Consider the following 25,445-nt stretch of genomic DNA (forward strand, 5'->3'; position numbering starts at 1 on the left):
CGGCGGCCTGGCGACACTGTCCCAGCCCGTGGCAGCCGCTTCGACGACCGCCTCCTGCGTCACGTCCGACCGGGTCAAGATCCGTGAGGGGTCGACGGGTAATTCGGTACGGGAGGCCCAGTGCCGACTGAACACCACCGGAGCCGGCCTGACGGTCGACAGCAAGTTCGGACCGGCCACCCGCCGGGCCGTACGCGCCTTCCAGTCCAGCCGCAGCCTGACAGCGGACGGCGTCGTCGGCCCCAGGACCTGGTCCGCCCTGCTGGCGGCCACCGGCTCCTCTCGCGAGGCGCGCGTACAAAAGGTGATCGCCTTCGCGGCAGCGCAGAAGGGCAAGAAGTACGTCTGGGGTGCGGAGGGACCCCAGACGTTCGACTGCTCCGGGCTGACGTTGCGCGCCTATCAGCAGATAGGCATCACGCTGCCGCGCACCTCGTCCCGTCAGGCCGCGGCCGTCAAGAAGGTGTCGGCCTCCAACCGGTCGGCCGGCGATCTCATGCACTGGCCGGGCCATGTCGGCATCTACGCCGGCGGCGGGAAGGTATGGAACGCCTCCCGCAGTCGAGGCGAGGTCGCGCTGGTGAACGTCTGGGGAAGCCCGACGTATCACCGCGTCTTCTAGCCCCGGCTCGAGCACCCCTTCCGGGAGGCCGGACCGTCTCCGAGCTCATGAGAGTTCGCGGCCTCCCAGAGGCCCGAGATCCATGGTCAACGCGCGTCCTGCTGCGGATTTCCTGCGGATCCGCTCCCAGACGTGGGAGAATCACGCCGCATTGACGTGCACCTGACATACAGGGTTGCCCTGTGACCTCAGCAACTGACGGCAAAGGATGTGGCCATGCCCTCACTACACCTCCGCCTCCTGCTCGCGATGACGGCGGGCGCGGTCTTCGCGCTCGGCGGGTCCGCGAGCACGGCAACGGCGTCCTCTTCGACGGAATACGGGAATGCCGGCACGGCCGACGCCTGTTACACGTGGAGCGGCACCCTTCAGCAGGGCTCCGGCGGGGAGGCTGTGCGACAGCTCCAGATCCGCGTTTCCGGTTACCCGGGCGCGGGAAACCAGCTCGCCATCGACGGCGTTTTCGGCCCGGCCACCAAGGCGGCCGTGCAGCGCTTCCAGTCCGCATACGGCCTGACGGCGGATGGCATCGCCGGACCCCAGACGTTCAACAAGATCTACCAGTTGCAGGACAATGACTGCACACCGGTGAACTTTGCCTACTCCGAGCTGAACCACTGCAACTCCGACTGGTCCGGGGGCAAGGTCAGTGCCGCGACGGCGCGTGCCAACGCCCTGGTGACCATGTGGAAGCTTCAGGCCATGCGGCATGCCATGGGCGACCGGCCCATTACCGTCAACGGCGGCTTCCGCAGCGTGTCCTGCAACAACGCCGTTGGAGGCGCCGCCAACAGCCGTCACATGTACGGGCACGCGGCGGACCTCGGTGCTGGACCACAGGGCTTCTGCGCACTCGCACAAACAGCCCGCAACCATGGCTTCACGGAGATTCTTGGTCCGGGATACCCGGGGCACAACGACCACACTCACGTCGCCGGGGGCAGCGGCCGCTTCTGGTCGGCGCCCAATTGCGGCATCTGACGCCCCAAGTTCCGCAAGGTCGCCGTGCGCCGGTCGAGCAGGCAGGCGCACGGCGCTTCTCACCCGGCCGGGTTGAAGTACGGGTCCGCCGCAATACCCGCGAACACCTCCTGCGCCGGGCCGCCGTCCGGCACGGTGATGCGCCAGTCGTCGTCGCCGCCGGGTCCGTCGCGATGAAAGTAGAGGAGGGCCTTCAGCTCTGGATACCGGGCCTTGATCACCTCATGTGCCGTGGCCAGCCACGCCGCTTGGGCCGGGTCTGCCGGAGCACGGTGTACTCCGGTCTCACCGACGATGAACGGCTTTCCGCAGTCCACCGCGAAGGCATGCGCGAAATCAAACATCAGGTCGAAAGCGCGGTAGTCGTAGTCCGGCTTGTCCGGTCTGGGGCGGGCGTAGCCATCCGCTCCGACCCAGTCCACATACGCGTTCCCCGGGCAGAACGGCTCCGCTTGGCCGGTCTCCCGATAGGCTCGCCAGGTAGGACACCACACGAACGACACCTGCGGGGCCGCGGCGAAACGCTCGCGCACGTACTGCCACATGTCGGTGAACAGTGCGAAATCCCTGTAGCGCAGGTCGAATTCCCACGTCAGCCGCATCAGCACCGGTGCGCCCACGGCCGCGAGTCCGCTCGTCTGAGCGTCGATCCAGTCGTCGTGGGCACCTGCCACGATCTCGCGCAGCCTCGTCTCGGAGCCTGCCGCCCAGGACAGCATCGGGACGCGCCCATCGGTGACGTCCCGTTCGATCCGGGCTGACGGCAGCGTCACAGACACGGGCTGGAAACAGTGGTTGATACCCAGTCGGCGGCCGATCTTCGACTCCAGGTTCTCCGGCTGGGAGACCCCGGCGCTGCTGCCTTCGTAGACATAAGCGCCGAAGTGGGCACCGGTGGCGGGAACCAGTGCCCGTGCGACGGCCTCCTCGGCCGGCCCGGGTGGGGCGGCCACGGACACGGGTGCCGGGCTGAGCGCGGCTGCGGATGCGCCGAGAAGCAGGCCGCGTCGGCTGATGTCTCTCATGCCGGTCACCTTGTCTCGATCAGTGTGTACTCGACCTCGGGCACCGTTCGGCCGGTGCGCCGATCGCTGAGGGCCGCGCCCCACTGGGTGTATTCGGATGTCTTGTCGCGGTATCCACGATGGCCGCGCAGCGTGATGCGCTCGCAGTCGTGAATCCCGACGCTGCAGGGATTCGGGCCGAGCACGGTCGCCACCCGGAAGAACACGGAGTTGGCGAAGAGGATGTCCGTGCCACGCTCGATCTCCACTGCCTGCGAGCGCCAGCCGTGGATGTGGTCCTCCGTCTGCAACCCGAGGAACCGCCATCCGGACACCCGGCTCAACACCACCTCCCGCCTCTCGTGATGCTCGACGGAGAGCTCGTACAGTCGCGCCGGCTCGCTGGTGTTCTGTACCAGCAGGCCGTTCTCTGCCCACCCGTTGGCGCTCCAGATGTTGACGAAGGTGCCGCCGCCTCCGCGGACCCAGATCGCGTACTTGTGCCGGCCCCGATACGTGTAGCCGGGGTTTCCGGACTACGGTGCTCCCTCGGGGTGCCATTTGACGAACTGAGTGGCCATGTCCGCCAGGTACGAGCCGTCGGCCGACTGCCAGAGCAGGTTCACCGCTCCGGGGGTCTGCTCGGCCGTGTCCAGGCCGAGGCCCGTAAGGCTGTTGCGGCCGTCGCGCGGGGTGGAGACGAGCGCGCGAGGTGCATCCGGGTCGGAGAAGTGGGGGTGGGAGTCGGCGGCGAGCAGCCAGGTCTGGCGCGGGTGCAGACCGATCAAACGCGTCCCGGGGCGCAGCTTGAGCGTGTCCGTCAGGAGGTAGCGGCCGATGGGAACGTAGACGGTGTCGTGCCGGTCGACGGCGGCCTGGAAGACCGGCAGGTCGTCCTTGCCCTGACCAATGGACCTGCCCAGCTTCCCCGCCACCTCCACGACGGACACCCACTCCCGTACGGGCGGTGGCACGGGGGTGTCGGACCGGAGGTTCACGCGGGTCCGCCCGGCGCTGACGCCCGGGCCGACATGCAGATGCCCTCGCGCCGGAACTCGCCTCCCGCTAGCGCGTCCTCGACTCTGAGGCCGTAGGTGAGTTCCCGGATGTGCGCCTTCGGCCCTGGGGCACTGCTTCGTAAGCCACTGCGCGTGAGGAGGAGCAGGTCGGGAGTGGAGGTGGCAGTGCAGTTGAGGAGCGTGAGCTGGTTACTGAGGCGGATCAGGTCGTTGTCGGCATCGGGAAGGGAGGTGCTGTCGTTGAGCGCGACGGCGACGTCGCTGATCCCGTCCAGGTGGCTGTCGGCGATATAGAGGTGCTGGCTCTGCCCCGGAGCGGATTCGAAGGCGCGCGGTGTCCGGGCGACGGCGGCGCGTATGACGACGAGCTTCGCGTCGCTCCCCATGGTCACGGCGGCGCGGCGCTGGTCGGTGAAGCGGCAGTCGAGCAGGGTGGTCTGCCACCCTGCCGAGGCCGCCCACGCCTGGAGTCCGACCTCGCCGCCCCTGATCCGGACGCGCTGGACGAGGTTGGCGTTGTGGTCGATGCCGCAGAGCCCTTCACCGACCTCGATGTCCAGGTCCTGGAGCAGGCACAGTTGGGCACCACCGGAACGGACGGCCATGGCGTCGGGGTTTCCGGGGCTGATCCGGATGTCCAGGTTGATCAGCGCCGTACCGAAGGTGTCGTTGTTCGCGTACGAGACCGGGCCGCCGAGCGGGCGTCGCACGAAGCCGAAGAGCTCTCGTGGTGTGCCCGTCGCGTATCCGGGTGTCGCCGTGTCCAGCAGGAAGGAAGCCCGGCGGGCGCCGTAGCCGATGACGCGTACGGAGTCGTGGACCCGGATCGGTGCCGAAAGCCGGTAGGTGCCCGCAGGGACAAACACGAGACCGCCCCCATCACCGTGGGGGAAGCCTCGGGCGCCGCAGAGGATGTCGCCGAGTCCGTTGGCGATACCGCGGCGCGACGCTTCGTCGATGGCGGACTGAAGGGTCGCGGTGTCGTCGCCGGTTCCGTCGGCGCGGGTTTCGAAGCCAGGGCTGCCGAGGAGCACCGCGCCCGGGTCCGGCGGGCGGCTGGTGTATACCGAGCCATAGCCGGTCGGGTCCCATCCCCCGGCCGTCGCCTCGGCGGTGGGCAGGGGCAGCAGTGGTGCGGCGGCTGCCGCGGCACCGAGGGCGACGAGGCCTCTTCTGCTCAGGCCGGGGCGGCCCGGGGTGTTGGGAGTGTCGGACATGACGCGGCTCCTGAGAATGTGTGCGATGCGGTGGGTGGCGGTACCGAGAGGTGGAACGTCGAACGGCGCTGCCGGCTGCCGCCTTGGCGCTGCGTTCCGCATCGGAGGGCGGCGGCCACTACGACATGCGGTGCGGGAGGCCCTGACCTCGCCGTCCGAGCGTCAGGACGCGGCGGAGTCCGGCTGTCGCCGCGTCCCACACCGCACGCGCCGTACGGTCTTCAGCAGGGACGGCCCCGGTGGATGGCAGCAATGGTGAAGAGGGGTGATCTCACCACCGAGGGAAAGAGAATTCTCGCCGGCCGTCTCGGCGTTCGGATTCAGCGTTGGGATGGAGCGGAACGGTCATTCGGGTGATGTCCCCGGGACGGGCCACATCGGTATGCGTGACGCGGCTCGCGGTATGACACCCCTTGTGGTACGCGGAACTCGGTGGCCCTGACGTGCCGAAGCCTCTGCCCCACCGGGACGCCAGATGGATCGTGGAGGGATGCTGGTCATCTTCCGAGCCGGTGTCAAGGGGCGGAGCGACGCGCCCGGGACGTACTCGTGCCGCCGGCGGAGCAGTCCGGGCAGATGGCCCCACGCATGAGCTGGGACGATGTGGCCCTCGTCGGCCCCAGTCGCATCCCCAAGACTGTTTCGTGCGGTAGCTAATCCGTATTACTTCTGCTGCAACACCTCTTGACGGCATCCCTCGAACCGGCCTACCTTCACGTCACCGACCGCAGCCAATGCGTATTAGCAACTCTTCGTTAAGGTTCTGAACCTCATGTCTCAAGCCTTCGGACGGCTCACCCAACGCGACATCGCGAGGCTGGCGGGCGTCAGCCAGACCACCGTCTCGCTGGTACTGAACAACCGCGGCGAGGCAGGTGCTCGCATCGCACCCGAGACTCGCGACCGGGTACTCCAGGTGATCCGCGAGACCGGCTACGCGGCCGATCCCCTGGCCCGCCGGATGCTGCAGCAGCTCAACCAGATCATCGGTGTATTCACCTACGAGCCGGTGTTCCCGTCCACCAGCGCCGACTTCTACTACCCCTTCCTGCACGGTATCGAGGAGAGCGCCGAGCAGGCCGGCTGCGATCTGCTGCTGTTCACGAGCGCCCCCGTGCGGGACGGACAACGGCGGATCTTCCACGAGAACAACCGGCTGCGCGTCGCGGACGGCTGCATCCTCCTGGGCCGTGACATTCCTGCGGCCGAGCTGAGCCGGCTTGTGGGTGAGGACTATCCGTTCGTGTGCGTCGGCCGCCGTGACGACGCGGGGGGACAACCGGTCCCCTACGTCGGCGCGGACTACGCCAGTGCCACTGCTCAGTTGGCTCACCGAGCGCAGACTCTCGGCCACCGCCGGCTCGCGTTCGTGGGGCCCGGTACTGGAGCCGAATCCGCGCGGGACCGGCTCGAAGGGTTCCGGCGGGCAGCCGGAGCCGATGCACCGCACCTCTCGGAGGCGGCCGGGGCACTGGAGGTCATCACCGCGGCCGGCGTCACAGCGGTGTTCGTGGAGTACCAGAACGACGCCGTGGTGCTGGCACAGGCCGCTGCGGAGCGCGGACTCGACATCCCCCGGGACCTGTCCGTGGTCACCCTTGGGGACCAGACCACCCCGGTGGACCACCCTCTGGACTTCTCCGGCTTCCGCATCCCTCGCCAGGAGATGGGCCGACAGGCTGTCGACCTGCTCGCCCAACAACTGCACGGCGAGCAGTCCGCGGCACAACGGCTGCTCGCCTGCACCCTGAACGACGGCCGGACCCTCTCCGCACCGGTTCGCTGAACCACTCCTGCCCACTTCCCTCCTCTCACCCGCAAGGAAGACATATGCACGCTGATGTCATCGTCGTCGGTGGCGGCACAGGTGGTGTCGCCGCGGCACTCGGCGCGTTGCGCGCCGGCCGTTCCGTGATCCTCGCCGAGGAGTACGACTGGCTCGGCGGCCAGCTCACCAGCCAGGCTGTGCCCCCCGACGAACACACCTGGATCGAACAGTTCGGCGCCACCGCCTCCTACCGCCAACTGCGAGACGGGATACGGGACTACTACCGGCGGTGCTACCCGCTCACCGCCGAGGCGCGCTCCCGCAGAGACCTGAATCCCGGTGCCGGCTGGGTGAGCCGGCTCTGCCACGAGCCCCGGGTCGCGGTCGCGGTGATCGACGAACTGCTCGCGCCGTACCTCGGCTCAGGGCGGCTGCGAGTGATGCGGCCCTACCGCGCGCAGGCGGCGGAGTGCGACGGCGACCGCGTCACCTCCGTCACGCTGGCCCATCGCGACAGCGGCGAGACGGTAGTTGCCACCGCCCCCTACATCCTGGATGCCACCGAGACCGGAGAACTGCTGCCGCTGACGGGCACCGAGTACGTCACCGGATTCGAGGCGCAGTCCGACACCGGTGAACCCAGCGCGCCGGACACCGCGCAGCCGCTGAACATGCAGGCCGTCTCCTACTGCTTCGCCCTTGACCACATCGACGGCGACCACACCATCGACCGGCCGGATTCCTACGGCTTCTGGCGTGACTACCAGCCGCCCTTCTGGGGTGCCCCGCTGCTTTCCTTCACCGCCCCGCATCCTCGCACCCTGGAGATCGTCACCCGTGGCTTCACCCCCAACCCGGGTGACGATCCGGCAGGGGTGATCGCCGACCAGCGGGTCGGCGGCGGCGACATGAACCTGTGGACCTTCCGCCGCATCGCCGCCCGCGACAACTTCACCGCAGGTGCTTACGCCAGCGATATCACCCTGGTCAACTGGCCGATGATCGACTACTTGGAGGGCCCGGTCATCGACGTGCCGGACGCGGAGGCCCATCTGTCGGCGGCCAAGCAGTTGTCACTGTCGTATCTCTACTGGCTCCAGACCGAGGCACCGCGGCCCGACGGCGGCACCGGCTTCCCCGGCCTGCGGCTGCGCCACGATGTCACCGGCAGCAGGGACGGCCTCGCGCAGGCGCCGTACATCCGCGAATCGCGCCGAATCCTCGCTGACTACACAGTCGTCGAACAGGACCTGTCACTGGACGTGCGCGGCGGCAAGGGCGCTGCGAACTACCCGGACAGCGTCGGCATCGGCATGTACCGCATCGATCTGCACCCGTCGACGGGCGGCGACAACTACATCGACATCCCCTCAAGCCCCTTCGAGATACCGCTCGGCGCTCTGCTTCCGCGCCGAGTCGAGAACCTCCTCCCCGCAGGCAAGAACATCGGTACCACCCACATCACCAACGGCTGCTACCGGCTGCACCCTGTCGAGTGGAACATCGGCGAGGTGGCGGGTCTGCTCGCGGCCCACTGCGTCGAGCACGGGTTCACCCCCCGCTCCGTACGCGACTCCCCCGACCGCCTCGAAGCCTTCCAGCGTCTGCTCATCGCCCATGGCGTCGAGCTCCGCTGGCCCGACATCAGCGGCTACTGACCAGGAGCACCAGGCATGAAGACACCCGCACACTCCCGCACAAAGGCCGCCCTTGCCGGCCTCGCCGCATTCGGGCTGCTCTCCCTCACCGCCTGCGGCGGCTCCAACGGCGACAGCGGACCGGTCTCGTTGCGCATGACGGTCTGGACCGGAAACGAGGCGCACCTGAAAATCCTGAACGAGATAGCGACGGACTACCGCAAGGCCCATCCGGATATCGAGTCGATCAAGTTCGACACCCTCCCACTGGAGAGCTACACCACCACCCTCACCACGCAGGTCGCCGGCGGCAAGTCGCCGGACCTCGCCTGGATCATGGAGGATTCGGCCCCGGACTTCGTCTCCTCGGGCGCCCTGGCCGAGATCAAGGACGACAAGGAGGTGCTGCCGTCGGCGAAGAAGCTGTGGCAGCAGGACGGCAAGACCTACGCGTACCCGTTCTCCACCTCTCCGTTCGGTGTGTTCGTCAACAAGGATCTGCTGAAGAGGGCGGGGCAACCCGAGCCCGCCGAACTGATCAAGCAGGGCAAGTGGAACTGGGACCAGGTCAGCGCCACCGGTGCCGCCGTCCACGAGAAGACCGGCAAGACCGGCATGGTCATCCGCGACTTCGAATTCAAGCAGTGGAAGTACCTCGCGAGCGTCTGGAACGGCTGGGGTGCCGAGGCGTGGAGCGCGGACGGCAAGTCGTGCGGATTCACCTCCCCGGAGATGACTGCGGCGATGACCTATCTGCACGACTCGATCTTCAAGGACGAGTCAATGCTGGCACCGGGCACCTCCGCGGACTTCTTCGCCGGGGAGTCAGCCATGACCGTGGCACAGATAAGCCGGGCCTCCCTCCTGACGGACAAGTTCGCCTGGGACTTCGTGCCTCTGCCCGAGGGCCCGAAGGGCTCCTACGACGTGATCGGACAGGCCGGTCTGGCCGCCTTCGCCCGGGGCAAGCACGTCAGCGCCGCCACCAACTTCCTCGCGTTCATGACAAATGAGGAGAATGCGGCGAAGCTCGGAAAGTTCTTTCCGCAGGCACGCAACTTCCAGCTCGACGCGGCCACTCTCGCCAAGAGCAACCCCCAGGTATCGCAGGAGCAGTTGGAAAACGTCGTGGTCAAGGGGGTAAAGCAGGGCAAAACCCTTCCCAGCCACACCGGCGCCGACGAGATCTCCGACACCGTGCGCTCGGCGCTCGACCCCCTGTGGAAGCCGGGCGCGGACGTGAAGAAGGTCCTCGCGGACGTCTGCGAGGCCATCGAGCCGCAGCTGCGGAAGTGACCCGGCCGTGAAGACACTCGAACGTGCCAGGTCCGCCGCCCCGCCCTCCGGCCCCGGTGAGTCCCCGGCCGGGCGGCCCTTCTGGACGATGCGCCGCCGCGACCAGCTGGCCGGCTACCTCTTCATCGCACCGCAGCTCGCGGGCAGCGTCCTTTTCGTTCTCATCCCACTGGCCCTGGTCTTCTGGTACAGCTTCCACGAGTGGAACACGCTCGCCGGAACCTTCAACCCGGTCGGCTTGGACAACTACCGGCAGCTGGCCGACGATCCCAAACTGCCGGGGGTGCTGAGGGCCACCGCGGTCTTCTCCGTCGGTCTGGTGGTGCTGAACCTCGCGCTCGCGCTCGCCCTCGCGGTGCTGCTGAACCAGAGGCTTCGCGGCTCCACCGCCTTCCGTACCTTCTTCTTCTCCCCTGTCGTGGTCTCCCTGGTCGCCTGGACCATCGTGTGGGGATTTCTTCTCCAGAAGAACGGCGGCATCAACGCGGGTCTCGACCTGATCGGCGTCAAGGGGCCGAACTGGCTCCGCGACGAGACATGGTCCATGGTCTCGGTCATCGTCGTCCAGGTCTTCAAGAACGTCGGCCTGAACATGGTCCTGTTCCTCGCCGCGCTCCAGGGAGTGCCGCGCGAACTGTACGAGGCCGCCACTGTGGACGGCGCCGGCCGCTGGAGACAGTTCCGGCAGATCACACTGCCGCTGATCAGCCCGACGATCCTGCTGACGTCGATCATCACCGTGGTCGGCTCACTCCAGGTCTTCGCGCAGATCGCGGTACTGACACAAGGTGGGCCCGGCGATTCGACGACCGTGCTCGTCTACTACCTCTACCAGCAGGCATTCAAGTTCCACCACTTCGGCTACGGCGCGACCCTCTCGGTGCTGTTGTTCCTCATCGTGCTCGTGCTGACCGTGATCCAGTGGCAGATGCGCAAGAAGTGGGTCTTCCATGAGTCCTGAGCTCTCCACCCGTGCGAAGGCCGTCCTCTACGGCCTTCTGCTGGTGCTGTGCGTGCCATTCGTCTTCCCGACCTGGTGGATGGTGACCTCGTCGTTGAAGCCGGCGAGCGACATCTTCGCCTTCCCGCCCTCGCTGTTTCCCAAGAACCCGGGCGTGGACGCCTATGCGAAGGTCTTCGAGCGGCAGCCGTTCGTCCAGCAGTACGTCAACAGCATGTACATCGCGGTGCTGGTCACACTCGGCACGCTCATGGTGTCGTCACTGGCAGGCTACGCCTTCGCCCGTATCCGCTTCCGCGGCCAGAACGCTCTGTTCCTCGTCGTTCTCACCGGACTGCTGATTCCGAGCGAGGTGACGATCGTTCCCCTGTTCCAGATGTTCAACAAGTGGGGCCTGATCGATACCCACTGGCCGTTGATCCTGGTTCCCGTCCTGGGCGCACCGAGTGTTCTTGCGACATTCATCATGCGGCAGTTCTTCATCGCCTTGCCGGGTGAGCTGGAGGAAGCCGCCAGGATGGACGGTCTGGGGCGCTTCGCGATCTTCTGCCGGATCGCCCTCCCACTGGCCCGGCCGGCATTGGCAGCAGTGGCCATCTTCACCTTCCTGCACAGCTGGAATCTCTACCTCGAACCGATCGTGTATCTGTCCACCCCCGAGATGTTCACGCTGCCCCAGGCCCTGACGCAGTACGTCGATGCCTACGGCGGACCGATGTGGAACGTACAGCTAGCGGCGGCTTCCTTGACAGCACTGCCGGTGCTGGCCGTCTTCGTCGTCGCCCAGCGCCAGTTCGTCGAAGGTCTGGCCCACACCGGCCTCAAGTAGCGGCCGGGCACGCGCCCGGACGTCCTGGGAGACCGCTTTCAGGGGCACGCCCACCGAGGCTTCGCAGGCTGTGAGGCCATTCGCAGTGTTCGCACGTCCGAACCCATTTCGACGAGGAGAGAACCATCGTGCACGAATCCAGCAGGCTGAACCGTCGCTCCTTCCTGGTGACAGCCGCCGCGACGGCCGCGGCGGCGTCCGGACTGACCACGCTGCCCGGCTTCACCGGGACCGCACAGGGTGCGACAACGACCGCTGCCGCCAAGGCCCGCGAATCCGTGTCGCTCAACGGTGATCAGTGGACGTTCCAAGCGGTCAAACTGCCCTTCTTCGGCTGGGAGCAGAGTGACTCGGGGATCGACCGCTCCTTCATCCGTGAGGCGATCAACTCCGTCAGCCGTGCCGACTGGGGCTCCCGGCACCAGGTCCGGGTCCCGATGACGTGGAACAGCATCAGGGAGTTCGACCATCCCGAGTACTGGCACTACATCCACAAGGGCACATACCGGCGGACCTTCGCGGTGCCGAAGAGCTTCCGCGGTCATCGCGTCAAGCTGCACTTCGGCGGTGTGAACTGGCGATGCTGGATCTTCGTGAACGGTACGCAGGTGCATGCCGCCGGCCACCACGACGCGGACTTTTCGCACGAGTTCGCGCTCACACCCTTCGACGTGGACATCAGCCATCTGGTGGAGCCCGGCTCCGACGGCAACACCCTTGAGGTCGTCGTCCAGGACATCACCGCCAACATGCTCGGTCCCTCGCCGAACGAGCAGAGCGTGATCAAGTATCCGATGGGTGTACGGGGAGAGTACTGGCCCCGGCACGACGGCGCACCTTCGCGTTCCTACCACGACGCCAAGTCGGGCATCTGGGGTGACGTCACCCTGCTGTCGGTGCCGGCGGTACGTGTCGACGACGTGTTCGTCCGGCCGAACGTCAAGGACAACACCCTCACCGCCGAGTTGACGATCACCAACGAAAGCGGCACCGCCGCCACCGTCGTGCTCAGGAACACCGTCACCAAGTGGCCGGACGGCAGGGCGGAGCTGAGCTTCGAAAAGCAGCCCCGCACAACGGTCGGTGCGGGATCCTCCAAGACCGTCAAGGTCACTCAGCCATGGGACGCCTACGATCTCTGGTGGCCCGACAAGCCGGTCCTGTACAACCTGAACAGCTCGCTGCTCGACACCTCGGGGAAGACACTCGACACCCACGTCACACGCTTCGGAGTACGTGATGTGCGCGCGGTCGCCGACGAGGATCCCGACGTGCGCGGCATCTATCTCAATGGCATCCGCACTGGTCTGCGGGGCGAGTCGATCGAGGTCAATATCGCAGGGAAGGGGGCCGAAAACATCGCGGTCGACGGGCTGACCTTCAACGGTCACTGGGCGCTGACGCGTTCCTACTTTTCCCATGTCATCGACGTCGCGAAGTCGATGAACATCAACATCCTGCGCATCCACCGCGGTTGGGGTCTGAGCAAGGAGCTCGTCGACATCTGCGACGAGAAGGGCATGATGCTGATCGCGGAGAACCCGATCGTGATCAGCACCTGGGAGTATCCGCTGACCGCCAGGTACTGGGAGAACGGCGTCTCCAAGGTCCTCGGAATCGCCCGCTCGTACCGCAACCACCCCTCGATCGTCCTGTGGTCGATCTCCAACGAGAACGCCATCTACAACGACGACCTCACCCTGGGCATGCGGTCCGGCTACGCGGGAGCCCCAGCTGTCAACCCGGACATCCAGCTCGTCTCCACGAACGCCGAGACAGACACGGTCTACTCGCGGGGCTACATGGGCACGTACATCACCAATCCCACCGTGAAGACCTGGTTCACCTACGAGGAGAACGCCTCCTACATAGAACCCCAGAACACCGACCGCCACCACTCAGTGATCAAGTCCATGCGGATCTTCCGGCAGCAGCGAATGAGCCTCGACTACGACGCCAAAGTCCAACTGGCCTTCTACAGCTTCCAGAAGGTCTTTGCGCTGCCGGCCGAGGCAGACCCCGCCCGCCCGGAATCGACCGACCTCTCCTGGACCGCCGATGAAATCCGCAGCCCCGGCTACCACGCCGACCACATGTGGCAGAGCGTCATGAACCCCTACACCCAGCCGGCCAGGGACAATGTGATCACAGAGTTCTCCCCGTCACCGATGGACCTGTGGAAGAAGACGTACGCGCCGGTGGCCGTCTTCGACAAGGGCTGGGTGGACTACGCCATGAAGCGGGACAACCTGACCTACACATACAACAGTTCGCGTCTGCTTCACCTCTTCAACAGCGACCTCGATGACCAATCCGAAGAGATCACCGTCACATGGACCCTGATCGCCGCCGACGGCAGCGTCACACGAACCGGTTCCACGCAGCAGAACGTTCCGATCGGCGGTTCCCGCAGCACACGGATCGACATCGGCAGCGCGCCCGGCGACGCCTGTCAGCTCCGGCTCACAGCCTCGAAGTCCGGAACGGTGCGATTCAGGGAGACCCTGCAGTTCGGCGAGCCCGGGACCCCCATAGATTAGAGGCCGGAGCCCGCCGCTGCCGAACCGGGCCGAGTTGATATGTCCATGACGGAGCGATCGGTAGCGGGCTTCCTTCTCGGGGCGGGCCGAGACCGATGCGCACAGCATCGTGAGGCCACGTTTCTGGATAGTGGGCACGCATGCACCTGGGTTCGTGCCCACTTTCCGGAGGACCTCTCCAGCCCGGACCGACGGGTGCCGGCCATGTACTGCCCAGCGAGCACCCGTGCCCCCCATCTGCCCGCATCGCCTTTGTCGTCAACCAGACTTCACGGAAACCGAGTTGAGGTCGGCGAGAGGGGTTTACGTGTGCCGTGTGAGGCAAGAGGCAGGAGTGACCCATTCGACGGTGGAAGTGAGACCCCACATGATGAGACGAGCAGCGAGCATTCCAGGCACATTGGTCACAGCCCTTGTGCTGGCGGCCACCGCGGCCACCCCCTCGGCGGGGGCAACCCCCGCAGACGCCACCACGGGACCCGTGGAGCACTGTGTCCTGGACTTGGGCAGCGGAGACCAGAGCTGCTACCGGACCTTCGCCGAGGCCATCGAGGTCGCTTCGGGAGGGGAGGTCACCCATGCGCCGGCCTCAGCGGGCGCGGCGATCGCGGACGGCGCCTTCCGCGCGGACCTCCGGTCCCTTGAGGCGGACGACGTCATCCAGGGCACCTTCTTCGAGGACGAGCAGTACAGGGGATCGTCCCTGACCATCCGGGGTTCCGGACCGTGCGAGAAGGACGGATGGGTCGACTACCAGTACGACCTGCCGGACGAGTGGAAGAACCGGATCTCCTCCGTTCAGCCATGGGCCGAGTGCTGGCTGTGGCTGTATCCGGAGCCGGGACTCGGAGGTGACCGTGACGGCCCGTTCAAGGAGAACAGCCCGGCCATCGGATCGGTCATGAACGATCGCACGCAGTCCATCGGCTTCAGCTGACCGCCGGCCCCACCCGGCGCTTGAAGCCCCAGACAGCACCCATCCCCCCACAAGCGGAGACTCATATGAGGTCACCTGCACGCATTTCCGTATTCCTCGCGGCCCTGACCACTGCGGCCGGCGTATTTCTGGCGGTCCCCGGAGCCGCGCAGGCCGAGGAGCAGCCCACCATCCGCGAACTGCTCGACAAGTGCGACAACGGCACCGACAGCTGCGTCTTCCACCCCGAGGGCGACCTGGAGGAGTTCACGGGCGAAAGCCATCAGGTCGGCGACAGCGCCTTCAACTGCACCCAGGACAACCAGAGTTCCTCAGTCACCTGGTCGGACACCACCGGCGAGTCGAACAGCGTCGGCGTGTCGCTGTCCGTCGACTACGGCTTCGCCGAGGTGTTCAAGGTAAGCATCCAGACCACCTACCAGCACACCTGGGAGAGCTCACACACCGAGTCGGAGATGACCACGGTCAATGTGCGCCCAGGCGAGGTGGGCTGGGTGACTCGTGAGGCACAGATGCAGCGCGTGCGCGGGACGTACGAGCTGCACTTCCCGGACCGGTTCTACGGCCACTACTACTGGTACGTGCCCTTCGAGGCCACCGGACCGCTGCCCGACGCGTCGAGCACCAAGACCCAGCACACCCGCGCCATGACCGAGCAGGAGAAGTCCGAGCACTGCGGCTGACCCCAGCCGGGATCACGCCCGTCCGATTCCCGGACAGCCGGAGCCCGCAGGCCGATGTCGGGTCCGCGCGGAGCTGTGCCGGGCCGGGGTCCCTTCGCCGTTGTCCTGGCGTGGAGCCCCGGCCCGGCTTCGGGCCCGCTGTCGTCCGGCCCTATGACCAGCCGGGCAAGCGGTAGCGGGGCGGGGTGACGGCCACCTGAGCGAGGGAGCCGAACGGCGGCTCGCGCATCGAACGCAACGGGCCGCGCCGTGTTCAGTGACGACGTCCGCCGCCCCAGCCCACGTGCCGCACAGGAACCGTTTTTGCCGTTGCCACGGCTGCCACCGCCCCGCGCTCGCTCCACGTCTCCACGCGCAGGTCGCCGCCGCCGGCCTTGAATCCGGCTTCCGCCTGTACCCAGAGGCGCAGGAGTGCCGCATCCGGGTCGGTGGTGGCTGCTACCGCCCTCAGGGCGGTGTCCTGACCGGGGAACCGTCGCGCGAAGCGTGCCGGCGGCGGGGGCCTGCGGTGTGCCTGCTCGACGTCGACACCCACCGGGCCCGGACCCACGACGGCCGCCACCAGACCGTCGGCGTGGCTGAGACTGATCCCGGTCCCCGGGTGGGTGGGAAGGTAGGGGCGTCCGTGGCCGGACTCTCCGCAGTCGGGGCACCGCTGCCGGATCTCGACCTCCCGGCGCGGGCAGCCGACGTACTGCGCCGTCAGGTGGCGCACCAGCAGGCGTGCCGCCATCACGTCGTCGCGGCGGGCCGGGATGCGGATGCGGTCCAGGCGCTGTCGCTCCCATGGAGCCAGAAGGTCCTCGGTCAGGCCCCGGCGGTCCAGGACCTCGCTGGTGCGGGCCAGGGCCGCCCGCGCTCGGCCCTGCCCCGCCGGGAGGCGGGACGCTCCTGGCTCCGGCCCGTTGGTCACGGGGCGATCGTGTTCACGCCGAGGCCGCGTCCGCCGTGCGGAGGAACCGCTCCTGGATGCGGTTGAGGGTGCGGAAGTCGTCGATGGTGGCGATCTGGAGGTCGATGCTTTCGCCCGTGATCGACTCCAGCAGGTCGATGAACTCGAGGAAGTCCATGGAGTCGATGAGCCGGGCTTCTATGAGGTCCTCGTCGGGACCCACGGTTCCCTCCAGGCCGGGGTTCTTCTCGTGGATCCACTCGGTGATGAGGTCCATGGTGTACGTGTCCTTACGGGATGAGCAGGGTGGTGTGGTCCCGGATACCCGGGATGCCGGGGGAGGCCGGCGGCAGTGCCGGCCCGCGCCGGACCCTCGCGGCCCGGCGGTCTCCACAAAGGGTGTTTCAGGCGTCGGCCAGGACCGCGAGGGCCGCTTCCGCGCTTCCGTGGGCGAGCACCATCGCGTGCACCCAGCGCTCGACGCCGAAGGCGACACACGAGCTGTGGGCGGCGCCCGAGGAGCCCGCCCGAATGGCCAGGCGCTCGCCGAAGAAGTTGCGGTGCCGGTTGACCGAGGCGATGGCCGTTCCGTCGGGGGCGCTGTACTCGTGCTTGACAGGGTCGAGGGCCATGAGCTTCGCCCGCGACGCACTGCGGTCGTAGAACGGGTCGTCGGCCGTCGCGCGGGTCAGGGAGAGACCGAGACGTGCGGCCACGTCTTCCACGAACTCGCCGCCGCGCCGGAGGTGTTCCACCGCACCGTCCCTGGTTCCCAGGTAGATCACCTCGCGCATGTGGAAGCCCCACAGGCGGCGCAGACCCTCGTAGTGGGTCTCGTTGCGGAAGCAGCGGCCGGTGCCGGACAGCCGGAGGCCGTCGTCGCCGACGTCCTGGCCCTCCAGGGCGAGCAGCAGGCCGTAGCAGGTGGCCGACGGCAGGAAGTAGCCGGTCGCGGTCAGGGGCAGCCCCTCCGGGGTGCCTCCGCTCGCCAGCGCCTCGTACGACTCGGACGCCAACCGGCCTGCGGGTACGCCGAGATGGGGGAAGTTGCGGAAGTAGTCGAGGCGGACGAGCCCTTCGGCGGGCAGCAGGGGCGGGCCGAGCACCTCGGGCGCGGCGAGCCGGCCGGCCAGGCCCGACAGCAGGCTGTCGAGCCCGCGGAACAGTGCCGTGCGGGTGGGATCGAGGACGACAAGGCCCGCTCCGGGGCTGTTGAGCACGGCTGCCGACGGGGTGGTGATCATGTTTTTCGCTCCGTGGAGGATCTGGGGCTCCCGGCCGTGCACCAGCCCGCACGTCCATGAGTCCGCTGTCGACGGGCACCGCGCAGGCGCCGGCCATGGTGAGCGCTCCGCTCGCCGCGAACCGGCCCCGGGCTGGAGACACTAGAACGCCAGGACGCATGTTGTCTAGACCAACGGTGACGGCATGACACGTCGCCATACCGTGCTTCGGCCTACCCACTTGACAGACCTTGCGGTCTAGACCATTGTGCGGGCTCAGCCACTTCTTCCCCTGCCCCGTCGGTCTGCGGGCCGCCGCGCCGCACCACCCGGCCCGGCATCCCCGCAGCCGCGGTCCCGCACGCCCGAAGGACCAGCATGCGCACCACCACGACACCGCGCTCCCGGATACCCCGTCTCCACCGGGCCGCCACCGACCGGCCCTACTTCAGCAACGACGGGGAGTCCTATCTCGCCCAGACCACGCTGCGCGAGCTCGAGAAGTCGCGGCCCCTGCGCGTCCTGTCCGAGGAGGACTTCGCGCACTGGCAGACGTACGGCTACGTCATCGTCCGCGAGGCGGTGTCCCCGGACTCCGCACGCCAACTGCTCGACTTCACCTGGGACTTCCAGGGGCTGGATCCGACACGCCCCGACACCTGGTACGAGGACCGCCCCTGGCGCTCCCAGCTCGATCAGCAACTGCACATCTACGGATTCGTCGAGGCGTACCACCACCAACTGCTGTGGGAAAACCGTCAGAACAGCCGGGTGTACGACGCGTTCGTGGACGTGTGGGACGCGGAGGAGCTGTGGGTCACCCTGGACCGGCTCAACCTCAACCCGCCCAACCGGGGCAACCGTGACCGGGCTCTCATCGACCCCACCGATCGCGGCTTCGACATCGAGCTGCACTGGGACATCGACACCACGCTCGGCGTTCCCCCTCAGCGTGTCCAGGGCATCATCGCGCTCAACGACACCCGGCCCGAGACCGGTGGCTTCCAGTGCTGCCCGGAGCTGTTCCGGCGCTTCGACACCTGGCGCCCCCTGCAGCCGGAGGGCCGCGATCCGCTGCGCCCGGAGATGGACCGTGCGGAGTTCCCCGTGGTCCGGCCCGACCTGCGCCCCGGCGATCTGCTGATCTGGAACGGCCTTCTCGCCCACGGGGTTGCCCGCAACGTCTCCGAGAGCGGGGTCCGCGCCGTGCAGTACCTGTCGATGATGCCCGCCCTGGAGGAGCACGAGCGGCTGCGGAAGTCCCGCGTCCAGTCATGGGAGCAACTGCGCACCCCGCGCTGGAACCGCACTCTGGTCGGCGATCCGGTCCTGGCAGAGGCCAAGCGCTACCCCACGGCCGAGCTCAACAGCCTCGGCAGCCGGCTTCTCGGCCTCTCCTCCTGGCACGACCGGCCCTCGTCCGAGGAGTCCGCGTGCGCCGCGTCTGCCTGACCCTGCCCACCAACCGGCTCTGCCCCGACACCCTGGTGGCGGTCTCGGCCGAAGCCGCATACGGTGCGAGGGAGTTCGGGGCCGAGGTACATCTGCTCGTACTGGACTCCGCCGACGCGTCGGCCCGCGACGTCCACCGCAAGACCCTCGCGGCCCTGCCTGCACACGCCGGTGTCGTCGTGCACCATCTGGACGAGGCGGCGCAGCACACCTTCCTGGCGAAGACCGCCGCGCACTCGGGGGCCGCAGATCCGGACCGGCTGGTCGCCCTCATGCTGCCGGAAGGCGTCTCCTACGGCGCCTGCACCAACCGGGCGTTCCTGATCGCCGAGTCACTGGGGTGTTCTTCGGTGCACCGCAGGGACTCCGACAGCAGCTACCAGCAGCACAACGGCGCACCGGTCTTCCCCCTGGAGCACGAGCTTGCCCATCTCGGCGAGCGTGCCGGCGCCGTACGGGACCGGGTGTCGTCCAGCAGGCTGGATCCGGCCCAGGCGGACCGGCCGGTGGCCCTGGTCGGCGGATCGTTCATCGGGCCGATGTCCGTCGACCTCGACGAGATACGGTCCTTCGACCCCGCCGTGTACGAGACGGTCGTCACCCTGTCCGTACCGGACGACGCTCCCCCCTTGTGGAAACCGCAGTTGGTGGCAAACGCATTCCGCGGCGGGGGAGACACACCCTTCACCGGCGACCGTACGACCCTGGCCCGGGTCTCCCCCGCGCACGTCGACATGTGCAACGTCGCCCTCACACGCGAGGTGTACGGGCGGCTGCCGCTTCCGCCCGCCCGCGAAACCATCGGCAGCGACTACTTCCTCCTGCACGCGGTGTACGGCGCCCGGCTCCCCGGCGTACTGCACAACCGGCACATCGTGAACCACCACACTCCGGAGCGCCGCACCGACGCGGGGTTCCTCGCCTACCAGGTGCGGCTGGCCAAGTTCTTCCTGGCCGTCCCCCGACTGCACCGCGCCTACGCGGCCATGACCGCCGCAGGTCCAGCCCTGGTCGACGGCGCGGGCGGGCTCCGCACCGAAACCGTCACGGATCTTGTGCGGGCAGCCGTGCACGCGAACCGTGCGGCGGACATGCGCCGGCTGGACACCCTCGACGGCGCCTTCCGCTCGCTCGGCGGCCGTTGGACCGGCGCCGCGGACTTCCTGGGAGAGCGCCGAGCCGACCTCCTGAACGAGGCACAGGCAGACATGGCGGAGTTCGTACAGCTGCTCGAAGCCTGGCCGGCGCTGACCAAATCCAGCAGGGAACAAGGATCGGTGAACAACCGATGACATCACACTCGCGCGTCGTGGGCGACAACCGCCGCACATCCCAACGCACCCTGACCGCCCGCTTCGGCGGAGGCACCGAGCGCGTGGGCCCGCCGACCATGGCCCAGGCCAACATGATTCGGTGCATCCTGCGCGACGACCCGGTCCAGATCAACATCCACGACGTCTGGCCGGTCCCGGCCGACGTCACGGTGCACAGCGCGGTCGACGCACTGCGGGTCCTCGTCGAACGTCACGAGTCCCTTCGCACCACGTTCCCCGGTGCCGTCTCACTCACTGAGCTCGGCGAGCAGGCCGTGGCCGCTGAAGGGGAATTCACCGTCGTGGTCCGCGACCACGACGCACTGCCCTCGGAGCCCGCTCAGTACGCCGAAGCGGTCGCCCGCGACGCACGCGTCGACCGATTCCACCTGGACCGGGATTTCCCCCTGCGGATCACTCTGCTCACCGTGGAGGAAGTCCCCGCGTACGTCTGCCTGGTCGCGAGCCATGCGGCGGCGGACGGAGGTGCGCTGACCATTCTGCAGGAGGAGTGGCGCACGCTGGTCACCGGCGGTGATCTGCCGGTCGTGAAGGCCCTGGCACCGCTCGATCTCGCGCTCGACGAGCTGTCGCCGGCAGGCCGGCGCAAATCCGAGGCATCGCTGCGCTACTGGGAGCACATCATCCGCACCGGGCCGCAGGCCATGTTCGCGGAACCCCGTGTCGTCCCCGGCGACCACGCTCAGGCACAGCTCACCCTGCGTTCGCGACGGGCGGGAACAGCGCTCACCGCTGCGGCCTCGCGCACCGGCAGCCCGGCGCCGACCGTGCTGCTGGCCGCCTGGTGCACGCTCGTGGGCCACCGGGCGGGCCAGAGCACCTGCGTCACCGCAGCCCCGACCTCCAACCGGCACAGCCCGGCTCTCGCCCGCTCGGTGACCGCCCTCTCGCAGGATTCGCTGCTCCGGCTCGACCTCTCGGGGCCGACGTTCGACGCGGTCCTCCGCAAGGCATGGGGCGCCGCCCTCGACGCGTACCGGCACAGCAGGTTCGACTCGGTGCGGCTGTGGGACATGATCGAACGCACCACGCACGACCGCGGCAGCCACTTCGGCCGTGACGTGGTGTTCAACGATGTCAGCACCGTCCTCGGCGCACGCCAGGACGACGCACGGACACAGGCGCGGGAACCCGGCCTCGAACTGACCTGGGGGCCGGACCAGGAGCTTCCCACCCGTGTGCTGACCTTCGTGCACGCCACGGAGCCGGTGCTCCGACTCGCCCTGTGGGCGGACCGGCATCTGTTCGAGCGTCACGAGGCCGAGGAGTTCCTCACGGGGCTCGTGCTGTTGCTGGAGGCCGTGGCGGACCACGACGTACCGCTGGATTCATTGACCGACGTCACCGGTGTGCGGCCCGCACGGCGGGGCGCTGACTGGCGCCGGATCGACGGGTGCTGGGTCTCACCGCAGGCGATCGCCGAAGCCCTCGGGGCCGTCGCGGGCACCGCGCACGTAGCCGTCGAACCCGCAGGCCGGGAGGACGTCACCGGTACGGAGGGCCGGCTCATCGCGTTCGTGGCAGCGGGCGACGACCTCACGCTCACCCCCGGACGCGTGCACGCCGCGCTGATGGATGCCCGGCCCACCCGCCCGGAAGTTCTCGCCCCCCACTGGTACGTCATCGTCCCGGCTCCGCCGTCCGCCCCCGGTGACACCGACGCCTGGCGTCGTCTACCGGTTCTCACCGAAGGGAACGGCCGAAGCGCGGCCGATGCGACATGACCACCCACGAGAAGTCCGAAGCCGTAGCCGGGGCCGTACCCAGCCCATGGCGGTCGGGGCCCTTCCGCCTGTTCTTCACCGCGCGCAGCGCCTCTCTCCTCGCCGACGGCATGCTCATGGTCTCACTGACCTCCGCCGTCCTCGGCACGGGTTACGGAGCCTCGGGGGTGGGCTACGCACTCGCCGCGTGGATGGCGCCCATCGTGCTGCTCGTCCTGTTCGGCGGCGTGCTGGCCGACCGGTTCACGCCGCAGGTCATGATGGTCGCCGCCGACCTGGTGCGCATGGTCGCCATGATCGCCATGGGGGCGCTGCTCACCTTCACCGATGCCCGGTTGTGGCAGATCATGGCGCTGATGGCGCTCAGCGGCGCCGCCACAGCCCTCTTCCAGCCGGGCCTGGCGAGCATGGTTCCCCAGGTCGCGCAGGACATCCAGCGGGCCAACGCGCTGCTGCGTGTCTCGGAGGCCATGAGTGCCCTGCTCGGTCCCGGCCTCGCCGGCCTCCTGGTCGCGTACTGGGACGTGGCCGGGTCGTATGCGGTGATTGCCGCCGCGTACGCGCTGAGCGCCCTCGGTCTGCTGCCCCTGCGCAGGCTCGCCACGCGTCGTGCCGAGGGCGACGCGCCGATGCTGCGGCGTCTCGCCACCGGCTGGCAGGAGTTCCGTTCGCGGGACTGGCTGTGGGGCGTCATCGGCATCTGGGCGGTGTTCGGCCTGTTCGTCTTCGGCCCGGCCCTCCCTCTGGGCGCTTCCCTCATCACCGAGCAGCACGGCGCCAACGGCTTCGGCTGGATCGCCTCCGCCGACGGTGCGGGAACCATCGTCGGCGGCCTCATGGGCATGCGCGTACGGCCCCGGCGGCCCATCGTCGCCGGAGCGCTCGCCATGCTGTTGTTCACCCTCAACCCGCTGGCTCCCGCGCTCGAATGGTCTTTCACCGCCACCGCGGCCGCGCATGTCCTGGGCGGCATCGGCTTCGCCTTCTGGGGCGTCATGTGGGCGACCAGCGTCCAGACTCACATTCCGCTCGCCGTACTGAGCAGGGTTTCCGCCTATGACGTCGCGGGCTCCATCATGGTCATCCCTGTGGGCCGGGCGCTGGCAGGCCCGGCGGCCGAGGCCTTCGGCCCGAACGAGGTGCTGATCTTCTCCTCCGTCATGGCGCTCGTCTGCCTCGGCGCGATGCTGTGCGTACCAGCGGTACGGCGTCTGGGCCGGGAGCCGGAATACGCGGAGGTCGTGACGGCGGCTGCGCCCCCGCCGTACGACGGCGGCGCGGCAACCGATGAGGAGCACCCCTCCCCCACCGCCCGGTAGGGCCGACGGTCGCGCTGCCAGCCACTGGCCGACGGTCGACGACGTGGCCGGAAGGCTGACCAGCCATCTCCGAATGAGGCGGGGAGGAACGAGCCATGCAGGCCGGCTCTTCGGGTGCCGTACCGAAACGCGAGCGGGTCCGGGGGTATCTGCTCGGACTGATCGAGTCGGGAGCACCAGGCGACGTGATCCCGTCCGAACGCCGGCTCTGCGGCGAACTGGGCGTGTCCCGGCCGACGTTGCGCGCCGCCGTGGACGAGCTGGTGGCGACGGGGCAGCTCGTGCGGGAGCACGGCCGGGGCATGTTCGTCGCACCCGCCAAGATCACCCAGGAGCTCGTCGCCGCCGAGTCCTCGTTCGCCGTTCCGCCGGCAGCGGGGACGTGGTCGAGCACCGTCCTGGAGATGTCCACCGGTCGGGCCGGGGCGCGCATCGGCCGCAGACTGCGGGTCCCGCCCGCGGCCGAGCTGGTGTACATCGCCCGCCTACGGCTGGTGGACGGGGCACCGGTGGCCATCGAGCACCTGCACATCCCGGTCGGCCTGGCGCCGGGGCTGACCCTTGCGGAGATGGAGGCCGGTGACCTCTACGACCATCTGCGCGAACACCACCGGGTGGTCGTCCACGAGGCCGTGCAGTCCATAGAGCCGACGGTGGTCAACGAGGCGGAGGCGCAGGTCCTGGAGGTGCCGCTGCTCTCCCCCGCCCTCCTCATCGAGCGCCTGACGACGGACAGGACGGGCATGCCGGTGGAGTACGTGCGCTCCGTCTACCGGGGCGACTGGTACCGCATCGTCTCCCGGCTCGCCCTGGGCACCGGGGCGCCGGGCCGCCCGTCGGAGGGGCACTATCCCGGCATCCCTCCGGACGGCTTCGCGCACCGGGGCATCATCGCGTCCTCGACGACGGGTGACGTCCAGCCGACGTAGGTCCCGAGGGGCCCGTGATCGCGGTACGGGAGTACAGGCCCGGTACCCGGCCGGCTCCCAGGAATGATCAAGGGCCGGTTTCGGATACCTCCGAAACCGGCCCTGATCTGCGACTGTCTCCAGTCGGGACGACAGGATTTGAACCTGCGACCCCTTGACCCCCAGTCAAGTGCGCTACCAAGCTGCGCCACGTCCCGATACCCGCCTGACCTGGGGTTTCCCCCGGGCCGAACGCGCATGAGAACAATACCGCACTTCAGCCGGTGGTCACGAACGCCTTTCCCCGGCGGTGGCGCTTGACCTCAACCGCGCTTGACGTTGAACGCTGGGCCGCATGACGAACACGACTGCCGAACCGGCGCCCGCATACGGCGATCTGCACCGGCTGATGAGCCTGATGACGGGCGACGAGAAGCACGGCCCCGCCGCCACCTCGACCATGGACGCCCTCTGGGTGCTGTACAGCCGGGTGCTGCGGGTGACGCCCGCAACCGCCGACGCACCCGACCGCGACCGCTTCCTGCTGTCGAAGGGGCACGGGCCGATGGCCTACTACGCCGTGCTCACCGCGCACGGATTCATCGACGAGGAGCTGCTGCCGGGCTTCGGCGCGTACGACTCGCCGCTCGGCCACCACCCCGACCGGCTGCTGGTGCCGGGCGCCGAGATCGGCAGCGGCTCGCTGGGGCACGGACTGCCGCTGGCCGTGGGCAGCGTGCTGGGGCTGCGCGCCCAGGGCCTGACCGGGCCGCGTGTGTGGGTGCTGACCGGGGACGCGGAGCTGGACGAGGGCAGCAACCACGAGGCGATCGCCTACGCCGGACCGGCCGGGCTCGATCAGCTGCACACCGTGGTGATCGACAACGCGTCGGCGACGTACGGCCGCCCCGGCGGGATCGCGGAGCGGTTCGCGACCGCCGGCTGGTCGGTCGACTCCGTGGACGGGCGGGACCACGAGGCGCTGTACGCGGCCTTCACCGCGCCGCATCCCGGCCGGCCGAGGGCCGTCGTCGCCCGGGTCGCCCCCAAGAGCTGAGCGCGCCCGCCCGTCCCCGTACCCACCGCACACACCGAACGG

At 68.4% G+C, this 25,445-nt stretch carries 23 protein-coding genes and 1 tRNA gene; 16 read left to right on the top strand and 8 right to left on the bottom strand.

Annotation, left to right across the window (positions count from 1 at the left end):
- The first annotated feature begins 28 nt into the window (after nucleotides 1-28).
- Both RLT58_RS03430 and RLT58_RS03435 read left to right on the top strand, forming a co-directional pair.
- The gene (locus tag RLT58_RS03430; protein WP_311308879.1) at nucleotides 29-622 is read left to right on the top strand and encodes a C40 family peptidase; all 594 of its coding nucleotides are present in this window, start codon (nucleotides 29-31) and stop codon (nucleotides 620-622) included.
- A 216-nt stretch (nucleotides 623-838) separates the two neighbouring features.
- Complete coding sequence (locus RLT58_RS03435; protein WP_399130829.1) at nucleotides 839-1,603, top strand: D-Ala-D-Ala carboxypeptidase family metallohydrolase; 765 nt, start codon at nucleotides 839-841, stop codon at nucleotides 1,601-1,603.
- A gap of 59 nt (nucleotides 1,604-1,662) precedes the next feature.
- On the opposite strand, the gene RLT58_RS03440 is transcribed toward RLT58_RS03435, so the two are convergent.
- From RLT58_RS03440 to RLT58_RS03455, 4 genes are all read right to left on the bottom strand, one after another.
- Nucleotides 1,663-2,628: a glycoside hydrolase family 26 protein gene (locus RLT58_RS03440; protein WP_311308880.1), complete on the bottom strand. Its 966-nt coding sequence runs from the start codon at nucleotides 2,626-2,628 to the stop codon at nucleotides 1,663-1,665.
- Between the two features lie 5 nt (nucleotides 2,629-2,633).
- Complete coding sequence (locus RLT58_RS03445; protein WP_311308881.1) at nucleotides 2,634-2,951, bottom strand: hypothetical protein; 318 nt, start codon at nucleotides 2,949-2,951, stop codon at nucleotides 2,634-2,636.
- Nucleotides 2,952-3,143: 192 nt separating this feature from the next.
- Entirely contained in the window at nucleotides 3,144-3,605 is a 462-nt protein-coding gene (locus tag RLT58_RS03450; RefSeq protein WP_311308882.1) for a hypothetical protein, read from the bottom strand.
- Entirely contained in the window at nucleotides 3,602-4,843 is a 1,242-nt protein-coding gene (locus tag RLT58_RS03455; protein WP_311308883.1) for a glycosyl hydrolase family 28-related protein, read from the bottom strand. Before RLT58_RS03455 ends, RLT58_RS03450 begins: the two co-directional genes overlap by 4 nt.
- A 772-nt stretch (nucleotides 4,844-5,615) precedes the next feature.
- Between RLT58_RS03455 and RLT58_RS03460 the strand changes: the two genes are divergently transcribed.
- The 8 genes from RLT58_RS03460 (at nucleotide 5,616) to RLT58_RS03495 (ending at nucleotide 15,494) form a co-directional block, all read left to right on the top strand.
- A complete protein-coding gene (locus RLT58_RS03460) occupies nucleotides 5,616-6,629 on the top strand; it encodes a LacI family DNA-binding transcriptional regulator (protein WP_311308884.1) in 1,014 nt (337 codons plus the stop codon).
- Nucleotides 6,630-6,673: 44 nt separating this feature from the next.
- Complete coding sequence (locus tag RLT58_RS03465) at nucleotides 6,674-8,269, top strand: FAD-dependent oxidoreductase (RefSeq protein WP_311308885.1); 1,596 nt, start codon at nucleotides 6,674-6,676, stop codon at nucleotides 8,267-8,269.
- Between the two features lie 15 nt (nucleotides 8,270-8,284).
- Entirely contained in the window at nucleotides 8,285-9,544 is a 1,260-nt protein-coding gene (locus RLT58_RS03470) for an ABC transporter substrate-binding protein (protein WP_311308886.1), read from the top strand.
- A 7-nt stretch (nucleotides 9,545-9,551) separates the two neighbouring features.
- Complete coding sequence (locus tag RLT58_RS03475; protein WP_311308887.1) at nucleotides 9,552-10,505, top strand: carbohydrate ABC transporter permease; 954 nt, start codon at nucleotides 9,552-9,554, stop codon at nucleotides 10,503-10,505.
- Complete coding sequence (locus RLT58_RS03480) at nucleotides 10,495-11,334, top strand: carbohydrate ABC transporter permease (protein WP_311308888.1); 840 nt, start codon at nucleotides 10,495-10,497, stop codon at nucleotides 11,332-11,334. The genes RLT58_RS03475 and RLT58_RS03480 overlap by 11 nt, the downstream gene beginning before the upstream one ends.
- Before the next feature lie 128 nt (nucleotides 11,335-11,462).
- The gene (locus RLT58_RS03485; protein ID WP_311308889.1) at nucleotides 11,463-13,874 is read left to right on the top strand and encodes a glycoside hydrolase family 2 protein; all 2,412 of its coding nucleotides are present in this window, start codon (nucleotides 11,463-11,465) and stop codon (nucleotides 13,872-13,874) included.
- Nucleotides 13,875-14,274: 400 nt separating this feature from the next.
- On the top strand, nucleotides 14,275-14,811 hold the full coding sequence (locus RLT58_RS03490; protein ID WP_311308890.1) for a hypothetical protein: 537 nt from the start codon (nucleotides 14,275-14,277) through the stop codon (nucleotides 14,809-14,811).
- A 65-nt stretch (nucleotides 14,812-14,876) separates the two neighbouring features.
- Complete coding sequence (locus RLT58_RS03495) at nucleotides 14,877-15,494, top strand: hypothetical protein (RefSeq protein ID WP_311308891.1); 618 nt, start codon at nucleotides 14,877-14,879, stop codon at nucleotides 15,492-15,494.
- 253 nt (nucleotides 15,495-15,747) lie between these two features.
- Here RLT58_RS03495 and RLT58_RS03500 read toward each other — a convergent pair whose 3' ends face one another.
- The 3 genes from RLT58_RS03500 to RLT58_RS03510 all read right to left on the bottom strand — a co-directional run bounded on the left by RLT58_RS03500 (nucleotide 15,748) and on the right by RLT58_RS03510 (nucleotide 17,630).
- Nucleotides 15,748-16,407 (bottom strand): 4'-phosphopantetheinyl transferase family protein, encoded by a 660-nt coding sequence (locus RLT58_RS03500; RefSeq protein ID WP_311308892.1) that lies wholly within the window; start codon nucleotides 16,405-16,407, stop codon nucleotides 15,748-15,750.
- 13 nt (nucleotides 16,408-16,420) lie between these two features.
- Nucleotides 16,421-16,663, bottom strand: coding sequence for an acyl carrier protein (locus RLT58_RS03505; RefSeq protein WP_311308893.1), 243 nt, complete (start codon nucleotides 16,661-16,663; stop codon nucleotides 16,421-16,423).
- A gap of 127 nt (nucleotides 16,664-16,790) precedes the next feature.
- Nucleotides 16,791-17,630: an aminoacyl--tRNA ligase-related protein gene (locus tag RLT58_RS03510; protein WP_311308894.1), complete on the bottom strand. Its 840-nt coding sequence runs from the start codon at nucleotides 17,628-17,630 to the stop codon at nucleotides 16,791-16,793.
- Nucleotides 17,631-17,987: 357 nt separating this feature from the next.
- On the opposite strand from RLT58_RS03510, the gene RLT58_RS03515 reads away from it, so the two are divergent.
- The 5 genes from RLT58_RS03515 (at nucleotide 17,988) to RLT58_RS03535 (ending at nucleotide 24,367) form a co-directional block, all read left to right on the top strand.
- Nucleotides 17,988-19,061 (top strand): phytanoyl-CoA dioxygenase family protein, encoded by a 1,074-nt coding sequence (locus RLT58_RS03515; RefSeq protein ID WP_311308895.1) that lies wholly within the window; start codon nucleotides 17,988-17,990, stop codon nucleotides 19,059-19,061.
- Nucleotides 19,043-20,353 (top strand): DUF6271 family protein, encoded by a 1,311-nt coding sequence (locus RLT58_RS03520; protein ID WP_311308896.1) that lies wholly within the window; start codon nucleotides 19,043-19,045, stop codon nucleotides 20,351-20,353. The genes RLT58_RS03515 and RLT58_RS03520 overlap by 19 nt, the downstream gene beginning before the upstream one ends.
- A complete protein-coding gene (locus RLT58_RS03525) occupies nucleotides 20,350-22,119 on the top strand; it encodes a condensation domain-containing protein (protein ID WP_311308897.1) in 1,770 nt (589 codons plus the stop codon). Before RLT58_RS03520 ends, RLT58_RS03525 begins: the two co-directional genes overlap by 4 nt.
- Nucleotides 22,116-23,438: an MFS transporter gene (locus tag RLT58_RS03530; RefSeq protein WP_311308898.1), complete on the top strand. Its 1,323-nt coding sequence runs from the start codon at nucleotides 22,116-22,118 to the stop codon at nucleotides 23,436-23,438. Before RLT58_RS03525 ends, RLT58_RS03530 begins: the two co-directional genes overlap by 4 nt.
- Nucleotides 23,439-23,533: 95 nt before the next feature.
- Nucleotides 23,534-24,367, top strand: a complete 834-nt coding sequence (locus tag RLT58_RS03535; protein ID WP_311308899.1) for a GntR family transcriptional regulator — start codon at nucleotides 23,534-23,536, stop codon at nucleotides 24,365-24,367.
- A gap of 123 nt (nucleotides 24,368-24,490) precedes the next feature.
- Here RLT58_RS03535 and RLT58_RS03540 read toward each other — a convergent pair.
- Nucleotides 24,491-24,564 (bottom strand) — tRNA-Pro (locus tag RLT58_RS03540).
- A 137-nt stretch (nucleotides 24,565-24,701) separates the two neighbouring features.
- Here RLT58_RS03540 and RLT58_RS03545 point away from each other — a divergent pair.
- Nucleotides 24,702-25,403, top strand: coding sequence for a thiamine pyrophosphate-binding protein (locus tag RLT58_RS03545; protein ID WP_311308900.1), 702 nt, complete (start codon nucleotides 24,702-24,704; stop codon nucleotides 25,401-25,403).
- Nucleotides 25,404-25,445 lie beyond the last annotated feature (42 nt).

Source organism: Streptomyces sp. ITFR-16 (genome assembly GCF_031844705.1).
Taxonomy (GTDB): Bacteria; Actinomycetota; Actinomycetes; order Streptomycetales; family Streptomycetaceae; genus Streptomyces.

Excerpts from the sequence above, each read along its gene's own strand:
- RLT58_RS03435 (WP_399130829.1), top strand. The coding sequence starts at position 839 with ATGCCCTCACTACACCTCCGCCTCCTGCTCGCGATGACGGCGGGCGCG.
- RLT58_RS03440 (WP_311308880.1), bottom strand. The coding sequence starts at position 2,628 with ATGAGAGACATCAGCCGACGCGGCCTGCTTCTCGGCGCATCCGCAGCC.
- RLT58_RS03455 (WP_311308883.1), bottom strand. The coding sequence starts at position 4,843 with ATGTCCGACACTCCCAACACCCCGGGCCGCCCCGGCCTGAGCAGAAGA.
- RLT58_RS03460 (WP_311308884.1), top strand. The coding sequence starts at position 5,616 with ATGTCTCAAGCCTTCGGACGGCTCACCCAACGCGACATCGCGAGGCTG.
- RLT58_RS03465 (WP_311308885.1), top strand. The coding sequence starts at position 6,674 with ATGCACGCTGATGTCATCGTCGTCGGTGGCGGCACAGGTGGTGTCGCC.
- RLT58_RS03470 (WP_311308886.1), top strand. The coding sequence starts at position 8,285 with ATGAAGACACCCGCACACTCCCGCACAAAGGCCGCCCTTGCCGGCCTC.
- RLT58_RS03480 (WP_311308888.1), top strand. The coding sequence starts at position 10,495 with ATGAGTCCTGAGCTCTCCACCCGTGCGAAGGCCGTCCTCTACGGCCTT.
- RLT58_RS03495 (WP_311308891.1), top strand. The coding sequence starts at position 14,877 with ATGAGGTCACCTGCACGCATTTCCGTATTCCTCGCGGCCCTGACCACT.
- RLT58_RS03505 (WP_311308893.1), bottom strand. The coding sequence starts at position 16,663 with ATGGACCTCATCACCGAGTGGATCCACGAGAAGAACCCCGGCCTGGAG.
- RLT58_RS03510 (WP_311308894.1), bottom strand. The coding sequence starts at position 17,630 with ATGATCACCACCCCGTCGGCAGCCGTGCTCAACAGCCCCGGAGCGGGC.
- RLT58_RS03515 (WP_311308895.1), top strand. The coding sequence starts at position 17,988 with ATGCGCACCACCACGACACCGCGCTCCCGGATACCCCGTCTCCACCGG.
- RLT58_RS03525 (WP_311308897.1), top strand. The coding sequence starts at position 20,350 with ATGACATCACACTCGCGCGTCGTGGGCGACAACCGCCGCACATCCCAA.
- RLT58_RS03530 (WP_311308898.1), top strand. The coding sequence starts at position 22,116 with ATGACCACCCACGAGAAGTCCGAAGCCGTAGCCGGGGCCGTACCCAGC.
- RLT58_RS03535 (WP_311308899.1), top strand. The coding sequence starts at position 23,534 with ATGCAGGCCGGCTCTTCGGGTGCCGTACCGAAACGCGAGCGGGTCCGG.
- RLT58_RS03545 (WP_311308900.1), top strand. The coding sequence starts at position 24,702 with ATGACGAACACGACTGCCGAACCGGCGCCCGCATACGGCGATCTGCAC.